Raw genomic sequence first — 15940 nt, forward strand, 5'->3', positions numbered from 1 at the left:
TATGGGAATGTAACGTATGAAAAAGATGATTCACTCACGCCGAGCGAGTCTGGTGACGCTAGTAGCTGCGCTGGCACTTTCAGCCTGCGGTCAAGAACAAACCGAGGTACCTCAGCAGGGTGCCCAGCAAGAAGCACCGCCCCATAAGGTCGAAGTTGCCGAAATGGAGCGTCAGGATATACCGCTGGATAAGTCGTACCCCTCACTGCTGCGCAGTGATGGTGAAGTCACTTTGGTTGCCCGTGTAAATGGGTTTCTGGAAGAACGCCACTTTGAACCCGGCCAGTTGGTCGAAGAAGGCGATCGTCTTTACACCATCGAGCCAGATCTTTATCAGGCAACGGTTAATCAGCGTGAAGCGGATCTACAGAGCGCTCGTGCCCAGCTTGCCCGCGCCCAGCGTGATGCTCAGCGCTTTGAGCAACTGCTAAGCCAAAACTCGGTGAGTCGTCAGCAGTATGACCAGGCGTTAGCCGACCAACGGGTCGCCCAGGCGAGCGTTGCGCAAGCCGAGGCGGCCTTAACCAGCGCCAATTTAGACTTAGGCTATTCCCAAGTTACAGCCCCTGTTTCGGGTATGATCGGTTTGAGCCAAGTGAATGTGGGCAATTTAGTGACTTCCGGTACTGAGTTGGCGACGATCACGCCACTGGATCCGCTGGAAGTTCGTTTTCAACTGCCTCAGCGTGACGCATTCGAGCTGCGTCGCCAATTGAGCGACGGCGATGATACGTCGGATATTCGCGCAAAACTGAGCATCCCTGGGGTGAGTGGCGGCAGCGATTCTGAACTGGAAGGCCATTTGGATTTCCTGGGTTCGCGTGTTGATAGCGGTACCAGCACCGTGCAAGCGTCTGCAACCTTCGAAAACCCCGATGCGACTGTGCTGCCTGGCCAATTTGTGCGCGTGCGTATAGAGGGTCTGAAGCGTTTTGATGTGATGGCCGTGCCGGAAATTGCCGTTACCCAAGGGTTGATGGGCCCGCAGGTGTTTGTCCTGGATGATGATAATAAAGCCCGCGAAAGGACTGTTTCATTGGGTGAAGTGGCTGGCCCGTGGCAGTTGATTCGTGAGGGATTAGAGCCGGGGGATCGTGTGGTAGTAGGAGACCCTGCTGGTTTAGAGCCGGGCATGACGATTGAGCCTCAACCATTTGATGGCAACGCTGAAAACATTGTTGAAAATGTGGAGCAAGAAGAGGCACAACAGCAGGCTGAAGCTGCAGAGACAATGGAAGATGGGGCGGCAGATGGTCAGCCCACTGAAGGGGAAGAGGGTGCGCAATAATGAACTTCTCTAACTTCTTCATCAGTCGGCCGATTTTTGCCACGGTACTGGCGATTATCGTGACGCTGGTGGGCGTGATGTCCATGCGCATACTGCCTATTGAACAGTATCCCAACGTGGTACCGCCAACGGTATCGGTACAGGCTCAGTTCCCCGGAGCGGATGCGGAAACTGTTGCACAGACCGTGGCGGCACCTATCGCAGAAGCGATTAACGGCGTTGAGGACATGCTTTACATGACCTCCAACAGCTCCGATAACGGCAGTATGAGTTTGAGCGTGGCATTTAATATCGGCACTGATGGCGATATTAATACGATTAACGTGAATAACCGCGTTCAAGGTGCGCTCTCTCAGTTGCCTGAAGCAGTGCAGTCGCAAGGCGTCACCGTTGAGCTCCGCTCCGACTCTATCTTGATGTTTATTGCGTTGACCTCGCCGGACGGCGACTATGACAAAATTTTCATGCAGAACTACGCTACCCTCAATGTACTTGACGAACTTCGTCAGGTACCAGGGGTAGGTAATGCAGAAGTACTGGGTGGCGGCGAGTTTGCCATGCGAATCTGGATGGATCCGGATAAGTTAGCCCAGTACGATCTCACTCCTAGCGAAGTAGCTAGTGCGATTAGAGCGCAAAATACGGAAGTGCCAGCGGGTAGTTTGGCATCGACACCGCAAAGCGATCCACGCGCATACACCTACACGATTACCGCTGGAGGTCGCCTCAATGATGTTGATGACTTCCGTAATATTTACCTGCGAACCAATAACGACGGCTCTTCACTACGTTTGGAGGACGTTGCACGTATTGAGCTTGGGGCGTCTTCTTACGGCGTTGATGCGCGTTTGAATGGCTCCAGCATGGCGCCGATTATTATTAATCAACAGCCCGGTGCAAATGCGCTAGAAACTGCTCAAGGTGTGCGTACGGCGATGGAAGATTTGTCCACTCGCTTCCCGCCCGGGCTTGAGTATGTGGCACCTTACGATACTACGCTGTTTATCGATGCCTCTGTAGAGACGGTCATTCATACCTTCATTGAAGCGTTCCTAATCGTTATCGTCATTCTGTTTATTTTCCTGCAGAACTGGCGTTTTACTGTCATTGCGATGTCAGTGGTGCCGGTGGCGGTAGTGGGCACTTTTGCAGGTTTCTATCTATTAGGCTTTTCGATCAATCTGTTGACGCTATTTGCGCTGGTGCTCTCGATAGGGATAGTCGTCGATGATGCGATCTTGGTTGTGGAGAACGTCGAGCGCGTGCTGAGTGAAGAGGATGATATCAGTGTGCGGGATGCCACTATCCGGGCGATGAAAGAAGTCGGCGGGCCGGTTATTGCGACTTCGCTGATTATGGCCGCTGTGTTTATACCCGTGGCTTTCCTGGGCGGCTTTACCGGACAGATTTATCAGCAGTTTGCGATTACCGTGGCGATCTCGGTAGCGCTCTCAGCGCTGATGGCATTGACCTTTACGCCCGCCCTCTCTGCGATCTTTATCAAGCATAAAGTCGCGGGCGCCGGTCAATCCAAATTCAAGCGCGCGCTGAATACACCGTTTCGCCTGTTTGATCGGCTGTTTGCCGGTATTACCGCCGCCTATATGTGGATCGTAAAAGGCCTAGTAAGGTTTTGGCTGCTGGCGCTTGCGCTGACGGTGCTTACCGGTGTGGGGTCTTACTGGCTATATGCTAATACACCCTCAACGTTGGTGCCTGAAACCGATCAGGGGGTCGTCCTGGTGAGCGTGTCGTTGCCAGATGCGGCTTCACTTGACCGTACTCAACGCTATATGGCGAAACTCAGTACGGCAATTGAAGATATCCCTGGGGTGGAATACTCCTCGGCAGTGGCGGGTTATGACATTCTTTCAAGCGCCGTGAATACTGCTCGTGGTGTGATGTTTATCAATCTTAGCCCTTGGTCTGAGCGTGAACTAACCGCCAGCGAGCTGGTTGGGCGTATTATGGGGTTAGGCGCAAGTATTGATGGTGGCTCTGCTATGGCCTTTAACTTGCCGCCCATTATGGGACTTTCGACAACCGGCGGGTTCACTGGTTACCTTCAGTCATTTGATGGGGCGTCGACACGCGAGCTCTATGAGGCCTCGTTGCAAATAATGCAAAAGGCTAACCAGCATCCCGCCTTGAACCGGGTTTTTACCACCTTCAATGTTAATGTGCCGTCATATCGTGCCAATATCGACCAGCAGAAGGCGTTGAGTTATGGCGTGGCGCTGGAGAATATTAACTCGGCCTTAGGTAATACATTTGGTAATGGTTTTGTGAACTTCTTTAGCTATCAAAACCGTAATTTCCAAGTCTATCTGCAAAACGAAGACGAATTCCGTAAAACGCCGGAAGACGTTAGCAGCGTCTACGTGCGCGGCGGTAACGGCGAACGTATTCCGCTTTCCGAGTTTGTCGAGCTTGAGCGCCAAACCGGGCCGGCGGTAGTGTCGCGGTTTGGGGTTTATGCTGGTGCCCAGTTCCAGGGACAGCCTGCGCCTGGGTACAGCTCTGCCCAAGCCATTGAAGCGATGGAAGGGATCGTGCAAGAGACGCTAGGCTCTGACTGGGGAATGGGGTGGACCGGCACGGCGTATCAAGAGTCCAACATGGGCAGCGCAGCGACGCTGGCGATTGTCTTCGGCCTATTGATGGTCTTCCTGATCCTAGCGGCTCAGTATGAGAGCTGGTCGTTGCCCCTCGCGGTGCTGACCGCTACCCCCTTTGCTTTCCTAGGGGGGGTTGGTGGCATCGCATTGCGCGGGTTGGACACCAGTGTGTATGTGCAGATCGGCATGCTGGTGGTGGTTGGGTTGGCGGCCAAGAACGCGATCCTTATCGTCGAATTTGCCGAACTGCAGCGTAAGGAGCAGGGTAAAACAATCCGTGAGGCGGCGATTACCGCAGCAGAACTGCGTTTCCGCCCGATCGTGATGACATCGTTGGCGTTTATCTTCGGTACGTTGCCGTTGGCCTTAGCCACCGGTGCTAGTGATGTAAGTAGCCATCACATCGGCACTACGGTGGCGGTGGGTATGGCGTCTGTTGCTATCTTGGGGAGTCTATTTATCCCCAGCTTCTACGCTATGATTGCAACTGTTTCTGACTGGCTAGGTCGCAAGATGAAAGGGAATAGACATGATGGCTCACAGCCGGCGCTTGAGCATGAAAAGCACTAGTCCTTAGCGATTAACCACGCGTAAACATAGACGGGTGCCATCTTCGGATGGCACCCTTTTTTATTGATAATCAAGTTAGCTGACTAAGGTCAAGGTAGAGGTGGCACCCCAAAGCTAACCTGGACTAAGCTGGAAGTAACAATACATCACCGGCTAAGTACCGGGAGGCATCATGAACGATCTACTGCACGCTGCTACGCAATTTCCGACCATCGTCTTTACGTTGCTACTCGGGCTGTTAGCCCTTTACTGGCTATTAGTGATTATCCGCTTAGCCCCTCTAGAGCTATTTGAGCGTGATAGTCTCAAAGAAGACCATCTTGCCAGCACGTTGGTTTCTCTAGGCTTTGCTGGGGTTCCCGCGACGTTGGCTTTGACAGTGATTCTCAGCATTGCTGCGGCACTCACATTGGCCATCGAACTACTGATATTGCGTTGGCTACCGCTTGGCTTGATACGTATTCCGGTAGGAGTGCTGGTGCTATGGGGTACGTTGGTGGTTGCTTCGCCCGTGGCGGCGATGCTCTGCCAGGCGTTGCACCGTGGGTTGCACCGTTATCGCCCCTTTACGCGGCGCTGTTTACTGGGTCAAACGGTGGTAGTGACTGAGCGCGAAGGTGCTGGTGAGCAGGCATTTGCAGTGATCGATAATGAGCCCAATAGCACGGTCAAACTGCTCAGCAAGCGTGATGCACTGCCTGTAGAGGGGGAGCGACGGGTGCTGGTGAAGTACTTACCAGAAGAGAGCGCCTACCGCAGCGTCTCTGAGAAGGCGTATCTTGAAACGCGAGTTCGTTTGAACAGGCTGCGTTTTAACCAGAAAAACCGTCATACAGCCCATTACTCTACTTCTCACTGATACGTCATTTTGATGAGAGGAGGCACCGGGAAGCACAAACCCTAAACATCCGGTTATTTCCATCGCCGCCACTGCTGCGCCAGCCACTGCACTACACGCTGCCAGACAGTGGCGTTTTGCGTTTTATCAACGGAGGTAGGGCGAGGGGCGGGGCGGTTTAAAAAGTCGCGAATGGGGTTAACCTGTGCTGGCTTATCCAGCATGGGCGCGTGGCCGCAGTGTGGCACGGTAAGTGTCACAAGTTTAGGTTGCACTGCGGCCATCCGCGGCAGCGTTTCCGGGTCTAAAAGCGTGGACTCCTCGCCGCGTATCACCATCGTCGGGCAGCGAATATTCGCCCAGTCTGCCCACATGTCGCGTGGTGTATCGTGTACAAACTGCTCCCCAATGCGTGGATCAAAGTGATACGTCCAACTGCCATCCGGTAATCGACGGGCACTGTTGAGTGCTAGCTCGCGCCGTGCGGATTCATCGGTAATACCGAAGCTAGCGTAGTGCCGGTTGAGCTCTTGCTGGAGTTCGCTAAAGGTAGAGAAGCGGTGGGTCACGCCGAAATAGCTGGAGAGGCCAATAAGACCCTGTGTGTTCAGCTCAGGCCCAACGTCGTTAAGAATCAGCCGGGAAATACGCGCACTGTGCTGTGGATCAGCGGCGATCAACATACCTAGCAGGCCACCCATCGAGGTGCCCAGCCAATCAACATACTCGAGTTCAAAGTGATCGAGTAACGCGATCGCTACCGTCACATAATGGCTATAAAGGTAGTCGTGAGCAGGGAACAGTGACCAACTTGATAGTCCACGTCCAGGGGTGTCCGGGGCGAGAACCCGCCATTCACTGCCGAGTTCCTGCGCCAGTGCTCTAAAGTCGCCACCGTGGCGGGCAAGGCCGTGCCAGGCGACCAGGGTGCGGGGGGCGGTAGGATTCCAGATGCGTACAGCCACTTCTAATTCGCGTACGCGTACAAACTCCAAGGCATCCATAGTGTGCTCACACGGCTATAACAGTAGTGCCAGTATTAACACATTTGCTGCACTGCAGCGAGGATGGGATTAACTGTTTAACGCTGCATTAAACGAATAGCGGTATCAATCAGCTCACCACCGCGCTCACTGATGGAAAAAGCTTCGGGGTTACGTAGCCAGTCATGGAAAAGGCCGCCGAGCATGGATTGCATTAGCCGCGTCGCCATTTCGGGGCTGAGATCTTCGCGCAATATCTTTTGCTGCTTAGCTAGCACAAAGACATCGAGCATTTCCTCAAAGCACTCATTGCCGATCTTGTCCTGCATTTCTAACGGATTAATATCGCTAAAAAATTCGCAGCGATGCAGTAAAATCGACAGTATCCGCTGGTAAGAGGGTTGCTCAAGGCGCACCAAGCCCGCATGGCAAGCCAGTCGTATAGACTCCAGCGGTGATAATTCGGCGTCAGCTTTGTCGACTTCATCCATCAGCGACTGGAAGGGCATACGCACCTGTTCAACCAGTGCCATGAACAGGTCGCCTTTGTTTTTAAAGTGCCAATAAACGGCACCACGGGTGAGGCCTGCATGGCGAGCAATTTGCTCAAGGGAAGTGCGCGCCACGCCTTTGGCAAAGAATACCTCTTCAGCAGCGTCAAGCAGTGCTTCTCGGGTAGCAGCCGCTTCTGCTTTGGTCTTTCTTGCCATGGAAATACAACCTCATAATCGGACACAGTATGGTCACATTTTAACCTAAGCAGCAGAATATTTACATTCAAAACTGTATGGATAAATATTCCATCTCATAACGTGTATTAACAAATTCGTCATTTTGCGACTGGAAGCGTATAAACGGGCAATGAGACTGGCCCACATAGCACTAACGTCGTGAGCAAAACGAATTAAAAAAACAGGACAGAAAGCATGGCGCGAGCTCCTTTTCAGCTGGGTGAACATACCATTATGCCCGGCCAACGCTTACAAGTTGATGTGCCGGTGGCGCGCTTATATACCCATACCCCCCTGCATATACCTGTCGAAGTCGTTCATGGCCGCAAGGATGGCCCGGTGCTGTTGGTATGTGGCGGCATTCACGGCGATGAAATCAATGGGGTGGAGATTGTTCGTCGGGTACTGCGCGCGAAAGCGATTAGTAGTATCCGCGGGACCTTGATCGCTGTGCCGGTTGTGAACGTACTTGGTTTCTTGCAGCAAACCCGCTATTTGCCTGATCGGCGTGATCTAAATCGCTGTTTTCCAGGCAGCGAGTCAGGGTCACTCGGCGGCCGTATTGCAAATTTGTTTCGCGAACAAATCGTCGATCACGCTACCCATATTATTGACCTGCATACCGGCGCAATCCATCGCACTAATCTGCCGCAGATTCGTGCACAACTCCGTCCTGGAAGCGAAACCGAGCGCATGGCCGATGCTTTCGGTGCGCCCGTGGTGCTGAATGCGGAACTGCGTGAAGGTAGTCTGCGCCACTATGCCCAGAACCGCGGGATTCCAGTGCTGACCTATGAAGCCGGTGAGGCGTTGCGTTTTGACGAGTGGGCGATTGCCCCCGGCGTTCGCGGGGTTCTGCGGGTAATGCGACGGTTAGGCATGCTGACCGGCGAACAGCGCCGCCGCACGCCAGCACCCGCGGAGCTTGCTAAAGGGTCAAGCTGGGCCCGGGCACCTATCGACGGCATTTTGCGGCCCAAGGTGCGCCTAGGCGCCCGCGTTGCCAAAGGCGAGGTGCTGGGCAAAGTCGCTGACCCCTTTGGCAATGACGAGGGCGAAGTGCGCGCCGTCGCCGACGGTATTGTGATTGGCATGAGTCGCTTGCCCTTGGCCAATGAAGGCGAGGCGCTGTTCCATATTGCCCGTTTTGATGAAATTGATGAGGCTGAAACGGCTATTGAGAGCTTTAACTCAAGCTTGGTGCCGCCACCTGATTCGTTTTATTAATCGTCATTAATAACTAAAAGCTATCGCTTTGATAGTTAAGGATTAGCTACTATAAATGGCAAGTTAGCAACCGTTTGACTATACCTAGGGGTGGGCTTTGTTAGCGGCTGTTAAAATGATAACAACTAAAATAGATAGCTAAGCTTTCATCGTACTCGAACGAGTGGCGATCAAACGCCACGTCTACCGTGACATGGAGGAAAAGCGATGACGAGCGATAAACCTAAGCACACCACAACGGATGCGGGCATAGGAGTCAACAGTGATGAACACTCACTCTCAGTAGGCCCCGATGGGCCGATTGTTCTGCATGATCACTATTTGATGGAGCAGATGGCTGCCTTTAACCGTGAAATGATTCCGAATCGTCAGCCCCACGCAAAAGGGAGTGGCGCCTTTGGTCACTTCCAAGTCACTCACGACGTTAGCCAATACACCAAAGCTGACTTTCTCCAACCGGGCAAGAAAACCGAGATGTTGGCTCGTTTCTCGACGGTGGCCGGTGAGGCGGGTAGTCCGGACACTTGGCGCGATCCTCGTGGCTTCTCGCTGAAGTTCTACACCGAAGAGGGCAACTTCGACATGGTGGGTAACAATACCCCTGTGTTCTTCGTTCGCGATCCGCTCAAATTCCAGCACTTTATCCACTCACAAAAGCGTCGAGCGGATAACGGCTTGCGTGATCACGATATGCAGTGGGACTTCTGGACGCTTTCGCCGCAATCTGCACACCAAGTAACCTGGCTAATGGGCGATCGTGGTATCCCCGCCACTTGGCGCCACATGAACGGCTATTCCAGCCATACCTATATGTGGGTGAACGCTGAAGGCGAGCGCTTTTGGGTGAAGTACCACTTCAAAACTGATCAGGGCATTAAGTGCATGACCCAGGAACAGGCCGATAAGATGGCGGGCGCGGATGCCGACTACCATCGACGTGATCTGTTCGACGCCATCAAACGCGGCGATTATCCTACCTGGACGCTGCAAGTTCAGATTATGCCGTTCGAAGATGCCAAGACCTACCACATCAACCCCTTCGATTTGACCAAGGTATGGCCGCACGCCGATTACCCGCTGCAAGAAGTCGGTAAAATGACCTTGGATCGCAACCCTGTAGATTTCCACAGCCAAATCGAACAGGCAGCGTTTCAGCCCAGCAACGCCGTACCGGGTACCGGTTTCTCGCCGGATAAAATGCTGTTGGCGCGGGTAATATCCTACGCTGATGCGCACCGTGCGCGTTTAGGTGTGAACTACCAACATATCCCCGTTAACGCGCCCAAGACCCCGGTTAACAGTTACAGCCAGGGTGGCAAGATGCGTATTAACCACTCCACCGACCCGGTGTACGCACCTAATAGCAAAGGGGGCGCGCACGCCAACCCTGAAAGGTACCCGGAAGATGCGGTATGGGAGACGGACGGCGAGCTGGTTCGCGCCGCCTATACGCTGCGCCCGGGCGATGGCGACTTCAACCAAGCCAATGATCTGGTCAATAAGGTGATGGATGATGCCGCCCGTGACCGATTGGTAAACAACATTGTTGGCCACGTTTCCGATGGTGTGGAAGAGCCGGTGCTATCACGGGTATTTGAGTACTGGAAAAACGTCGACCAAACGATCGGCGAGCGTGTCGAGCAGGGCGTAATGGCGAACCGCCGCGAAAACGGCTAGTAAGCCTACGCTACTAGGAAGAAGAACCCGCTACGCTTGCGTAGCGGGTTTTTTATACAACGCACTTATACAACGAACTCTGGTTCGTTCACCAAGCTAAGCGCGTCATCAAATAGGCGCAATCCTGCGCCTTCTTTATGGGCGTGTTCTGACAAATGACGCCGAAAGCGCCTGCCGCCAGGGCAACCCTGAAACAAGCCCAGCAGGTGACGGGTAATATGATTCAGCTTCGCGCCTTCATCCAGGCGCTGCTGAATATACGGCCGGAATGCAATTGCGGCATCCAAGCGGCTCGCCGCCGGGCCTTGCTCTCCAAACAGCTGCTCATCGACGCCCGCGAGCAGCCACGGGTTTTGATACGCCTCACGCCCCACCATCACGCTATCCACATGGGTAAGCTGCGCTTGGCACTCCGCCAGCGTTTTAATTCCACCGTTAATGCCAATATGCAATTCAGGTCGGCTCTGCTTTAAACGATGAACGCGGGGGTAGTTAAGCGGCGGGACATCGCGGTTCTGCTTGGGCGACAAACCCTGCAGCCACGCCTTACGGGCGTGAACGGTAAACACCTCGCAGCCTGCGTCAGCAACGATTGCGATAAACCGCTCAAGGTCGGCATCTTCATCCTGGTCATCAATGCCAATACGGCACTTCACCGTGACCGGAATAGATACCGCTGCCTGCATCGCCCGCACTGCCTCGGCTACCTTCTCGGGGTAACCCATCAAGCAGGCGCCAATCAGGTTGTTCTGCACGCGGTCGCTCGGGCAACCCACGTTCAGGTTCACCTCATCGTAGCCCCACGCCTCGGCAATTGCCGTGCACTCCGCCAGCTCACCGGCATCGCTACCGCCTAACTGCAGCGCAAGCGGATGCTCCACCTCGCTATAGCCCAAAAAGCGCTCACGGGGCGTTCCGTGCAAAATCGCACCGGTAGTGACCATCTCGGTATACAGCAGCGCTCGCTTGGTTAACGTGCGTGCTAGCGCTCTGTAATCGCGGGTTGTCCAGTCCATCATGGGCGCCACGGAGAAAGTTCTATCCAGCTCCGGGCGGGCAATGCCAGACTTCATGCGGGTTTGCGCGGTTGTGTTATCATTCATAACTGTTCATGTTTACAGTGGTTTGGCGGCGTTTTTCATGGTTCGTTGGTATATATTTGGTACTTGAGCCGCTTTCGATTTGTACATCTGAGAGGCAAGTATGGCAACGGTTCGCAAGCGCCGTAAAAAGGACGGCAGTTTCTCATATACTGCCCATTTTAGCATTCTCAGAAAGGGCCATACGCTGAAGCCTGTGTTTAAGCCGTAAACACCGCATACACCATCTGCAGTGCCAGCCCCATCAGCATAAAAGCGAATACTCGTTTGAGGAGATTGACGGGTAGTCTATGCGCTAACCTTGCTCCGATAGGGGCGGTAAGAATACTGAAGGGAGCCATTAGCAGTAGCGCGGGCAGGTAAACATAGCCGAGCGCCGCACTCGGCAGCCCAGCTGTACTCCAACCATTAATGATGTAACCCAGTGCCCCGGCAATCGCGATAGGGAGCCCTACGGCTGCGGAGGTGCCAATTGCGCGGGGTAGCTTGACGTTGCACCAGGTGAGGAAAGGCACTGTGAGTGAGCCACCGCCAATGGCGACGAGTGCTGAAATGCCGCCGATGCCCAGGCCCACACCGCTTACGCCGAGAGGGCCAGGTAGGCTGCGGCTCGGTTTGGGCTTAATGTTTGCCAGCATCTGGAGCGACATTAACACCATAAAGCAGGCGAAAAAGATGGCTAGGCCGCGGGTAGGGAGCAATGCAGCGATAAAGGTCGCCAAAAAAGTGCCGATTAATATGCCGGGGGTGATAAAGCGCACGATGTCCCAGCGAACGGCACCGTGCCGGTGGTGGGAGAACAAACTAGCAGTAGAGGCAGGAATGATGGCCGCCATGGCGGTGCCTAAGGCCAAGTGGGCAAGGTGTTCGTGGGGCACGCCTTGGAGTACAAAAAGGGAGGTGAGAATCGGCACCATAATGCCGCCACCGCCAATCCCCAATAAACCTGCCATCAAACCTACAAAACCGCCCAGTGCTACATAGGCCAACCACCAAATGATGTCCAAAGCCGCTGCTCCTAAAAGTGTCTTGTTAGCATGATAAGCATATTGTACCTGAAGCGGTGCCTGTAGCGGGGCCAATACAAGTATTCCACTGTGGTAGCAGCTATGCAGTGGTAAGCTGCTAGGAGCCTGACAGGCGGAACGCTGATCTACTGAAAATTCGTGTGCTTTTCGCGACGATCGGTCAAGCCTGAAAGGCTCCGGGGCAATATTTTGGAGTGCATATGCGCAATGTATTAAGCAGTGTTGGTGTGTTGATGATATCCGTTGCGCTATTTGCAGGCTGTAGCGAAACAGACAAGCCGAGTGAGCCGGTATCAACAACTGAGCAAACATCAACTCCTGAGTCCACAGCTGCTGAGATAGACGTGGCTGCGGCAGAAGAAGTGGCGCCTCTTGTCGTCGAGATAACGGCGCATGTATCGCTGCGCAGCGATCGACGGTTAATGGTGGAAGGTGAAAGCAACTTGCCTGATGAGACGCTGGTGCAAATTATTGTCGAGCGCGAGATCAGCAGCGTCCGTTGGCGTGAGCGGACACGTATAGGGGATGGGGAATTCGCAGCAGGGCCATTTGGGCCTGGCAGTGGCTTACCCGATGGTGGCTATATAGTGCAGGTTGAGGTTTCCGAAGGCAGTGTGCAGCCGGAAGCCGTTCAGGCGCGTATTGGCCAAGAGGGCCAGCACCTGGCGGGAGAGCTGGTAAATCAATCCCGCCATGGGCTGGGCCAAGTGGCCACCTACTCACGGCGCTTCTTGGTGGGGAGTGAGCCAAGGCAAACGCGTGACCAGGTGGAAGTGCTAGAGAGTCCGGGGAGATAGACGCTTTAGGCAGGATGCCAATGGGCTAACAGTACTGCATGGATCGATGTGTCGCTTAGGGCTTTGGCGAAGTGCTCAATGACGAAACGATCGTCGCGTTGCACTACATAGTGGCCCGCTTTGTGAAACACATGGGTTGGCCCAAGCAGCAGAAGATCACCAGCATTAACGGGTGAAAAATCTGTACCTTGGCCGGGTGTTGCCATCACGCACGGTGCTTTCCAGTCGATGTTCAGCGGGAGATGACTGGGCACTTTAATGGTCGTTGCCTGCACCTGTTCCCAGGGGAGGGGGCCAGTATGGGTCAACGTTAATAGCTCGGGGGCGCTATCACCTTCCAATAGAGTTGCCAGGGAGCAGTCGAGTGCATCAGCGAGCGCAACGAGGCGTTCGTGACCGATCTGTTTGATCGCCCCAGATTCCCAATAAGAAATGGTGACATCTGACACGCCAACTTTGCGTGCGAGGGCAGCTTTGTTGAGCTTGGCCCTAAGCCGCAGTTGCTTGATACGTGAGCCTAGCGATTCCATTTCGTCTTCCTGATGATGAGCTAACAAGCTCGTTGAATGACTGCCACTACAATAATTTCATCTAATATAGATAGTGGCGCTAAGAACATACGTTATTGGTCTGTCTCAAGCTTGGGGTATGCACCCAAGGTGTTGCTGCAGAGCCATACTAAGCGATTGTGCTTTAGCGCGCATTAGTGGACAAATAACGTTGAGTTAATTTCTCTGACGCTTTCTTGCGCTAGTCGTTCCCTGGGCAACGCTGTTGGTTGCGCCTAAGGTGCGTATAATATCGCCATGCATTTTTGCCAATAGGACGTTTTCATGACCGTACGTACTCGCATCGCACCTTCTCCCACTGGAGACCCCCACGTTGGTACGGCCTACATCGCGCTTTTTAACCTCTGTTTTGCGCGTCAGCATGGTGGCCAATTTATACTGCGTATTGAAGACACGGATCGGGTGCGTTCTACACCTGAATCGGAACAGATGATTCTTGATTCACTGCGCTGGCTGGGTCTTGAGTGGGATGAAGGCCCGGACGTTGGCGGCCCCCACGGCCCTTATCGGCAAAGCGAGCGTGGCGATATATATGCTCAATACGCCCAGCAGTTGTTGGATGCCGGGCATGCATTTAAGTGTTACCGCACCAGTGAAGAGCTTGATGAGTTGCGTGAAACCCGCAAAGCCGCGGGCTTGCAACTGGCATTGAAGCCTGCCGACTTGGCATTGGAGAGCCAGGAGCAAGCACGACGTGAACAGGAAGGGTGGCCTTTCGTGGTGCGTATGAACGTGCCCGCCGAAGGCGTTTGTGTGGTCAATGATATGCTGCGCAGTACGATTGAAGTGGAGTGGGCGCAGGTGGACGCGCAAATTCTGCTTAAGTCAGACGGCATGCCCACTTACCACCTCGCCAATGTGGTCGACGATCATCTAATGGCGATCACCCATGTATTGCGTGGGGAGGAGTGGATTAACTCCGCACCAAAGCATCAATTGCTGTATGAGTATTTTGGTTGGGAAATGCCGCAACTTTGTCACATGCCGCTGCTGCGCAACCCGGATAAATCCAAGCTCTCGAAGCGCAAGAACCCGACCTCCATCAATTACTACCGCCGGATGGGCTTTTTACCCCAGGCCGTTACCAACTATTTGGGGCGGATGGGATGGTCGATGCCTGATGAACGCGAAAAATTCAGCCTGCAAGAGATGATGGCAGAGTTCGACGTTCAACGTGTCTCGTTAGGTGGCCCGGTGTTTGACCTGGAAAAACTGACCTGGCTGAACGGTGTTTATATCCGTGAAGATCTGGACGACGATGCCCTGTTGAGCGCCCTTCGCGACTGGGCCTTCAATGAAGCCTATGTTAAGCAGATCCTGCCGCAGGTTCGGCCACGGGTAGAGACGCTCTCCCAGGTAATGCCCTTGGCAGGGCACTTCTTCTCAGGCCTTCCGGCGCTAACAAAAGAGTCGTTTGATAGCGTGAAGCTCGAGGAAGAGGAGCTGGTTAAACTGCTCCAGTTCCTTGTTTGGCGGTTCGAGGGCGTTTCGGCTTGGCACAAAGAGGCGCTGCTGAGCGAAGTGAAGATACTGGCTGAGTATTTTGATTTGAAAATGAAGGCTTTCCTTGCCCCGGTGTTTATTGCTATTACCGGCAGCACCTCCAGTACCTCTGTGATGGACGCTATGGCAATTCTTGGCTCTGACGTTACCCGGGCGCGGCTGCGTAGTGCGATAGAGGTTTTAGGCGGCGTCTCGAAAAAACAGGCGAAGCGCTTTGAAAAGGAGTACCGGGAAATAGTTTCGTGAGATCGCTTAACCGCGCTTGATCTAGCGTTAGCGCCAATTTCTTAACCGTAAGGAATTGGCGTTTTACTAGTTGACGAAGGCCTGGGGAATCAGTATTATACGCTCCGTCTTCGCGACATGTGGGGCCTTAGCTCAGCTGGGAGAGCGCAACACTGGCAGTGTTGAGGTCAGCGGTTCGATCCCGCTAGGCTCCACCAATTCATATAGCTATTTAAACGTAGCGTGTGGATAGCCGCTCAAGAAGTCATGCTTTAAGCGTCATATTGCTTCAAAGCGATTTATAGTTAGTGTTATACGTCCCATTCGTCTAGTGGTCTAGGACACCGCCCTTTCACGGCGGTAACAGGGGTTCGAACCCCCTATGGGACGCCACTGCTTCAGTACCCTTCCTAATCGTTTATTTCTCTGGCAATGAGTCCTCTCATCTGCTGGCTTTTTGTATTCCTGTCGTTCACGAAAAAGCTACAAATCGTCAATTTTTGGACGATTTTGTGCTTGACTTGTCCACTTTTGCGATTCTGGTTTAAAGGTTGTGCACAACCCCTTGTTGTTGACGCAAAAAATCTTCAACAGAACTTAAACTGTTCAAAAACAATGACTTATGGCAGGTTAAAAAATAACCAATTTAAGGCTGGCCCACTGCCCATGGCGATTTCGGGACGTTTTGAAGTGGTTGTGAACAGGGTTATCCACAGATAGTGTGGAAAACCCTTGGCAAGATCCAGAAGCAAAAAAGTCAAGCGATAATAGGGTCGAATTAGGCGT

At 53.5% G+C, this 15940-nt stretch carries 12 protein-coding genes and 2 tRNA genes; 9 read left to right on the forward strand and 5 right to left on the reverse strand.

Going from position 1 to position 15940, the window contains the following annotated elements; translation table 11 throughout:
• Nucleotides 1–16: 16 nt before the first annotated feature.
• From SR894_RS05280 to SR894_RS05290, 3 genes are all read left to right on the forward strand, one after another.
• Nucleotides 17–1288, forward strand: coding sequence for an efflux RND transporter periplasmic adaptor subunit (locus tag SR894_RS05280; protein ID WP_133731187.1), 1272 nt, complete (start codon nucleotides 17–19; stop codon nucleotides 1286–1288).
• A complete protein-coding gene (locus SR894_RS05285) occupies nucleotides 1288–4476 on the forward strand; it encodes an efflux RND transporter permease subunit (RefSeq protein WP_133731186.1) in 3189 nt (1062 codons plus the stop codon). The genes SR894_RS05280 and SR894_RS05285 overlap by 1 nt, the downstream gene beginning before the upstream one ends.
• A gap of 172 nt (nucleotides 4477–4648) precedes the next feature.
• Nucleotides 4649–5335 carry a hypothetical protein gene (locus SR894_RS05290; RefSeq protein WP_133731185.1) on the forward strand — a complete coding sequence of 229 codons (687 nt, stop codon included), beginning with the start codon at nucleotides 4649–4651 and terminating at the stop codon, nucleotides 5333–5335.
• Between the two features lie 53 nt (nucleotides 5336–5388).
• On the opposite strand, the gene SR894_RS05295 is transcribed toward SR894_RS05290, so the two are convergent.
• Nucleotides 5389–6318, reverse strand: coding sequence for an alpha/beta fold hydrolase (locus SR894_RS05295; protein WP_133731184.1), 930 nt, complete (start codon nucleotides 6316–6318; stop codon nucleotides 5389–5391).
• A gap of 77 nt (nucleotides 6319–6395) precedes the next feature.
• Complete coding sequence (locus SR894_RS05300) at nucleotides 6396–7007, reverse strand: TetR family transcriptional regulator (RefSeq protein WP_133731183.1); 612 nt, start codon at nucleotides 7005–7007, stop codon at nucleotides 6396–6398.
• 216 nt (nucleotides 7008–7223) lie between these two features.
• Here SR894_RS05300 and SR894_RS05305 point away from each other — a divergent pair, with 216 nt between their 5' ends.
• A complete protein-coding gene (locus SR894_RS05305; RefSeq protein WP_133731182.1) occupies nucleotides 7224–8255 on the forward strand; it encodes a succinylglutamate desuccinylase/aspartoacylase family protein in 1032 nt (343 codons plus the stop codon).
• A 207-nt stretch (nucleotides 8256–8462) separates the two neighbouring features.
• Nucleotides 8463–9932, forward strand: coding sequence for a catalase (locus tag SR894_RS05310; protein ID WP_133731181.1), 1470 nt, complete (start codon nucleotides 8463–8465; stop codon nucleotides 9930–9932).
• A 65-nt stretch (nucleotides 9933–9997) separates the two neighbouring features.
• Here the strand turns inward: SR894_RS05310 and dusA are convergent, their stop codons facing one another.
• Both dusA and SR894_RS05320 read right to left on the reverse strand, forming a co-directional pair.
• Entirely contained in the window at nucleotides 9998–11035 is a 1038-nt protein-coding gene (gene dusA / locus SR894_RS05315) for a tRNA dihydrouridine(20/20a) synthase DusA (RefSeq protein ID WP_244286513.1), read from the reverse strand.
• 197 nt (nucleotides 11036–11232) lie between these two features.
• Complete coding sequence (locus tag SR894_RS05320) at nucleotides 11233–12039, reverse strand: sulfite exporter TauE/SafE family protein (protein WP_133731122.1); 807 nt, start codon at nucleotides 12037–12039, stop codon at nucleotides 11233–11235.
• Nucleotides 12040–12260: 221 nt separating this feature from the next.
• Here SR894_RS05320 and SR894_RS05325 point away from each other — a divergent pair, with 221 nt between their 5' ends.
• Nucleotides 12261–12857: a hypothetical protein gene (locus SR894_RS05325; protein WP_133731121.1), complete on the forward strand. Its 597-nt coding sequence runs from the start codon at nucleotides 12261–12263 to the stop codon at nucleotides 12855–12857.
• Between the two features lie 5 nt (nucleotides 12858–12862).
• Here SR894_RS05325 and SR894_RS05330 read toward each other — a convergent pair whose 3' ends face one another.
• Nucleotides 12863–13387: a helix-turn-helix domain-containing protein gene (locus SR894_RS05330; RefSeq protein ID WP_208862662.1), complete on the reverse strand. Its 525-nt coding sequence runs from the start codon at nucleotides 13385–13387 to the stop codon at nucleotides 12863–12865.
• Between the two features lie 303 nt (nucleotides 13388–13690).
• On the opposite strand from SR894_RS05330, the gene gltX reads away from it, so the two are divergent.
• The 3 genes from gltX (at nucleotide 13691) to SR894_RS05345 (ending at nucleotide 15547) form a co-directional block, all read left to right on the forward strand.
• Nucleotides 13691–15175 carry a glutamate--tRNA ligase gene (gene gltX, locus SR894_RS05335; RefSeq protein ID WP_133731119.1) on the forward strand — a complete coding sequence of 495 codons (1485 nt, stop codon included), beginning with the start codon at nucleotides 13691–13693 and terminating at the stop codon, nucleotides 15173–15175.
• A gap of 121 nt (nucleotides 15176–15296) precedes the next feature.
• Nucleotides 15297–15372: transfer RNA gene (locus SR894_RS05340), tRNA-Ala, on the forward strand.
• 99 nt (nucleotides 15373–15471) lie between these two features.
• Nucleotides 15472–15547: transfer RNA gene (locus SR894_RS05345), tRNA-Glu, on the forward strand.
• Nucleotides 15548–15940 lie beyond the last annotated feature (393 nt).

The organism is Vreelandella neptunia, from assembly GCF_034479615.1.
GTDB lineage: Bacteria > Pseudomonadota > Gammaproteobacteria > Pseudomonadales > Halomonadaceae > Vreelandella > Vreelandella neptunia.

Excerpts from the sequence above, each read along its gene's own strand:
- SR894_RS05310 (WP_133731181.1), top strand. The coding sequence starts at position 8,463 with ATGACGAGCGATAAACCTAAGCACACCACAACGGATGCGGGCATAGGA.
- SR894_RS05300 (WP_133731183.1), bottom strand. The coding sequence starts at position 7,007 with ATGGCAAGAAAGACCAAAGCAGAAGCGGCTGCTACCCGAGAAGCACTG.
- SR894_RS05295 (WP_133731184.1), bottom strand. The coding sequence starts at position 6,318 with ATGGATGCCTTGGAGTTTGTACGCGTACGCGAATTAGAAGTGGCTGTA.
- SR894_RS05305 (WP_133731182.1), top strand. The coding sequence starts at position 7,224 with ATGGCGCGAGCTCCTTTTCAGCTGGGTGAACATACCATTATGCCCGGC.
- SR894_RS05285 (WP_133731186.1), top strand. The coding sequence starts at position 1,288 with ATGAACTTCTCTAACTTCTTCATCAGTCGGCCGATTTTTGCCACGGTA.
- SR894_RS05330 (WP_208862662.1), bottom strand. The coding sequence starts at position 13,387 with ATGGAATCGCTAGGCTCACGTATCAAGCAACTGCGGCTTAGGGCCAAG.
- SR894_RS05280 (WP_133731187.1), top strand. The coding sequence starts at position 17 with ATGAAAAAGATGATTCACTCACGCCGAGCGAGTCTGGTGACGCTAGTA.
- dusA (WP_244286513.1), bottom strand. The coding sequence starts at position 11,035 with ATGAATGATAACACAACCGCGCAAACCCGCATGAAGTCTGGCATTGCC.
- SR894_RS05325 (WP_133731121.1), top strand. The coding sequence starts at position 12,261 with ATGCGCAATGTATTAAGCAGTGTTGGTGTGTTGATGATATCCGTTGCG.
- SR894_RS05290 (WP_133731185.1), top strand. The coding sequence starts at position 4,649 with ATGAACGATCTACTGCACGCTGCTACGCAATTTCCGACCATCGTCTTT.
- gltX (WP_133731119.1), top strand. The coding sequence starts at position 13,691 with ATGACCGTACGTACTCGCATCGCACCTTCTCCCACTGGAGACCCCCAC.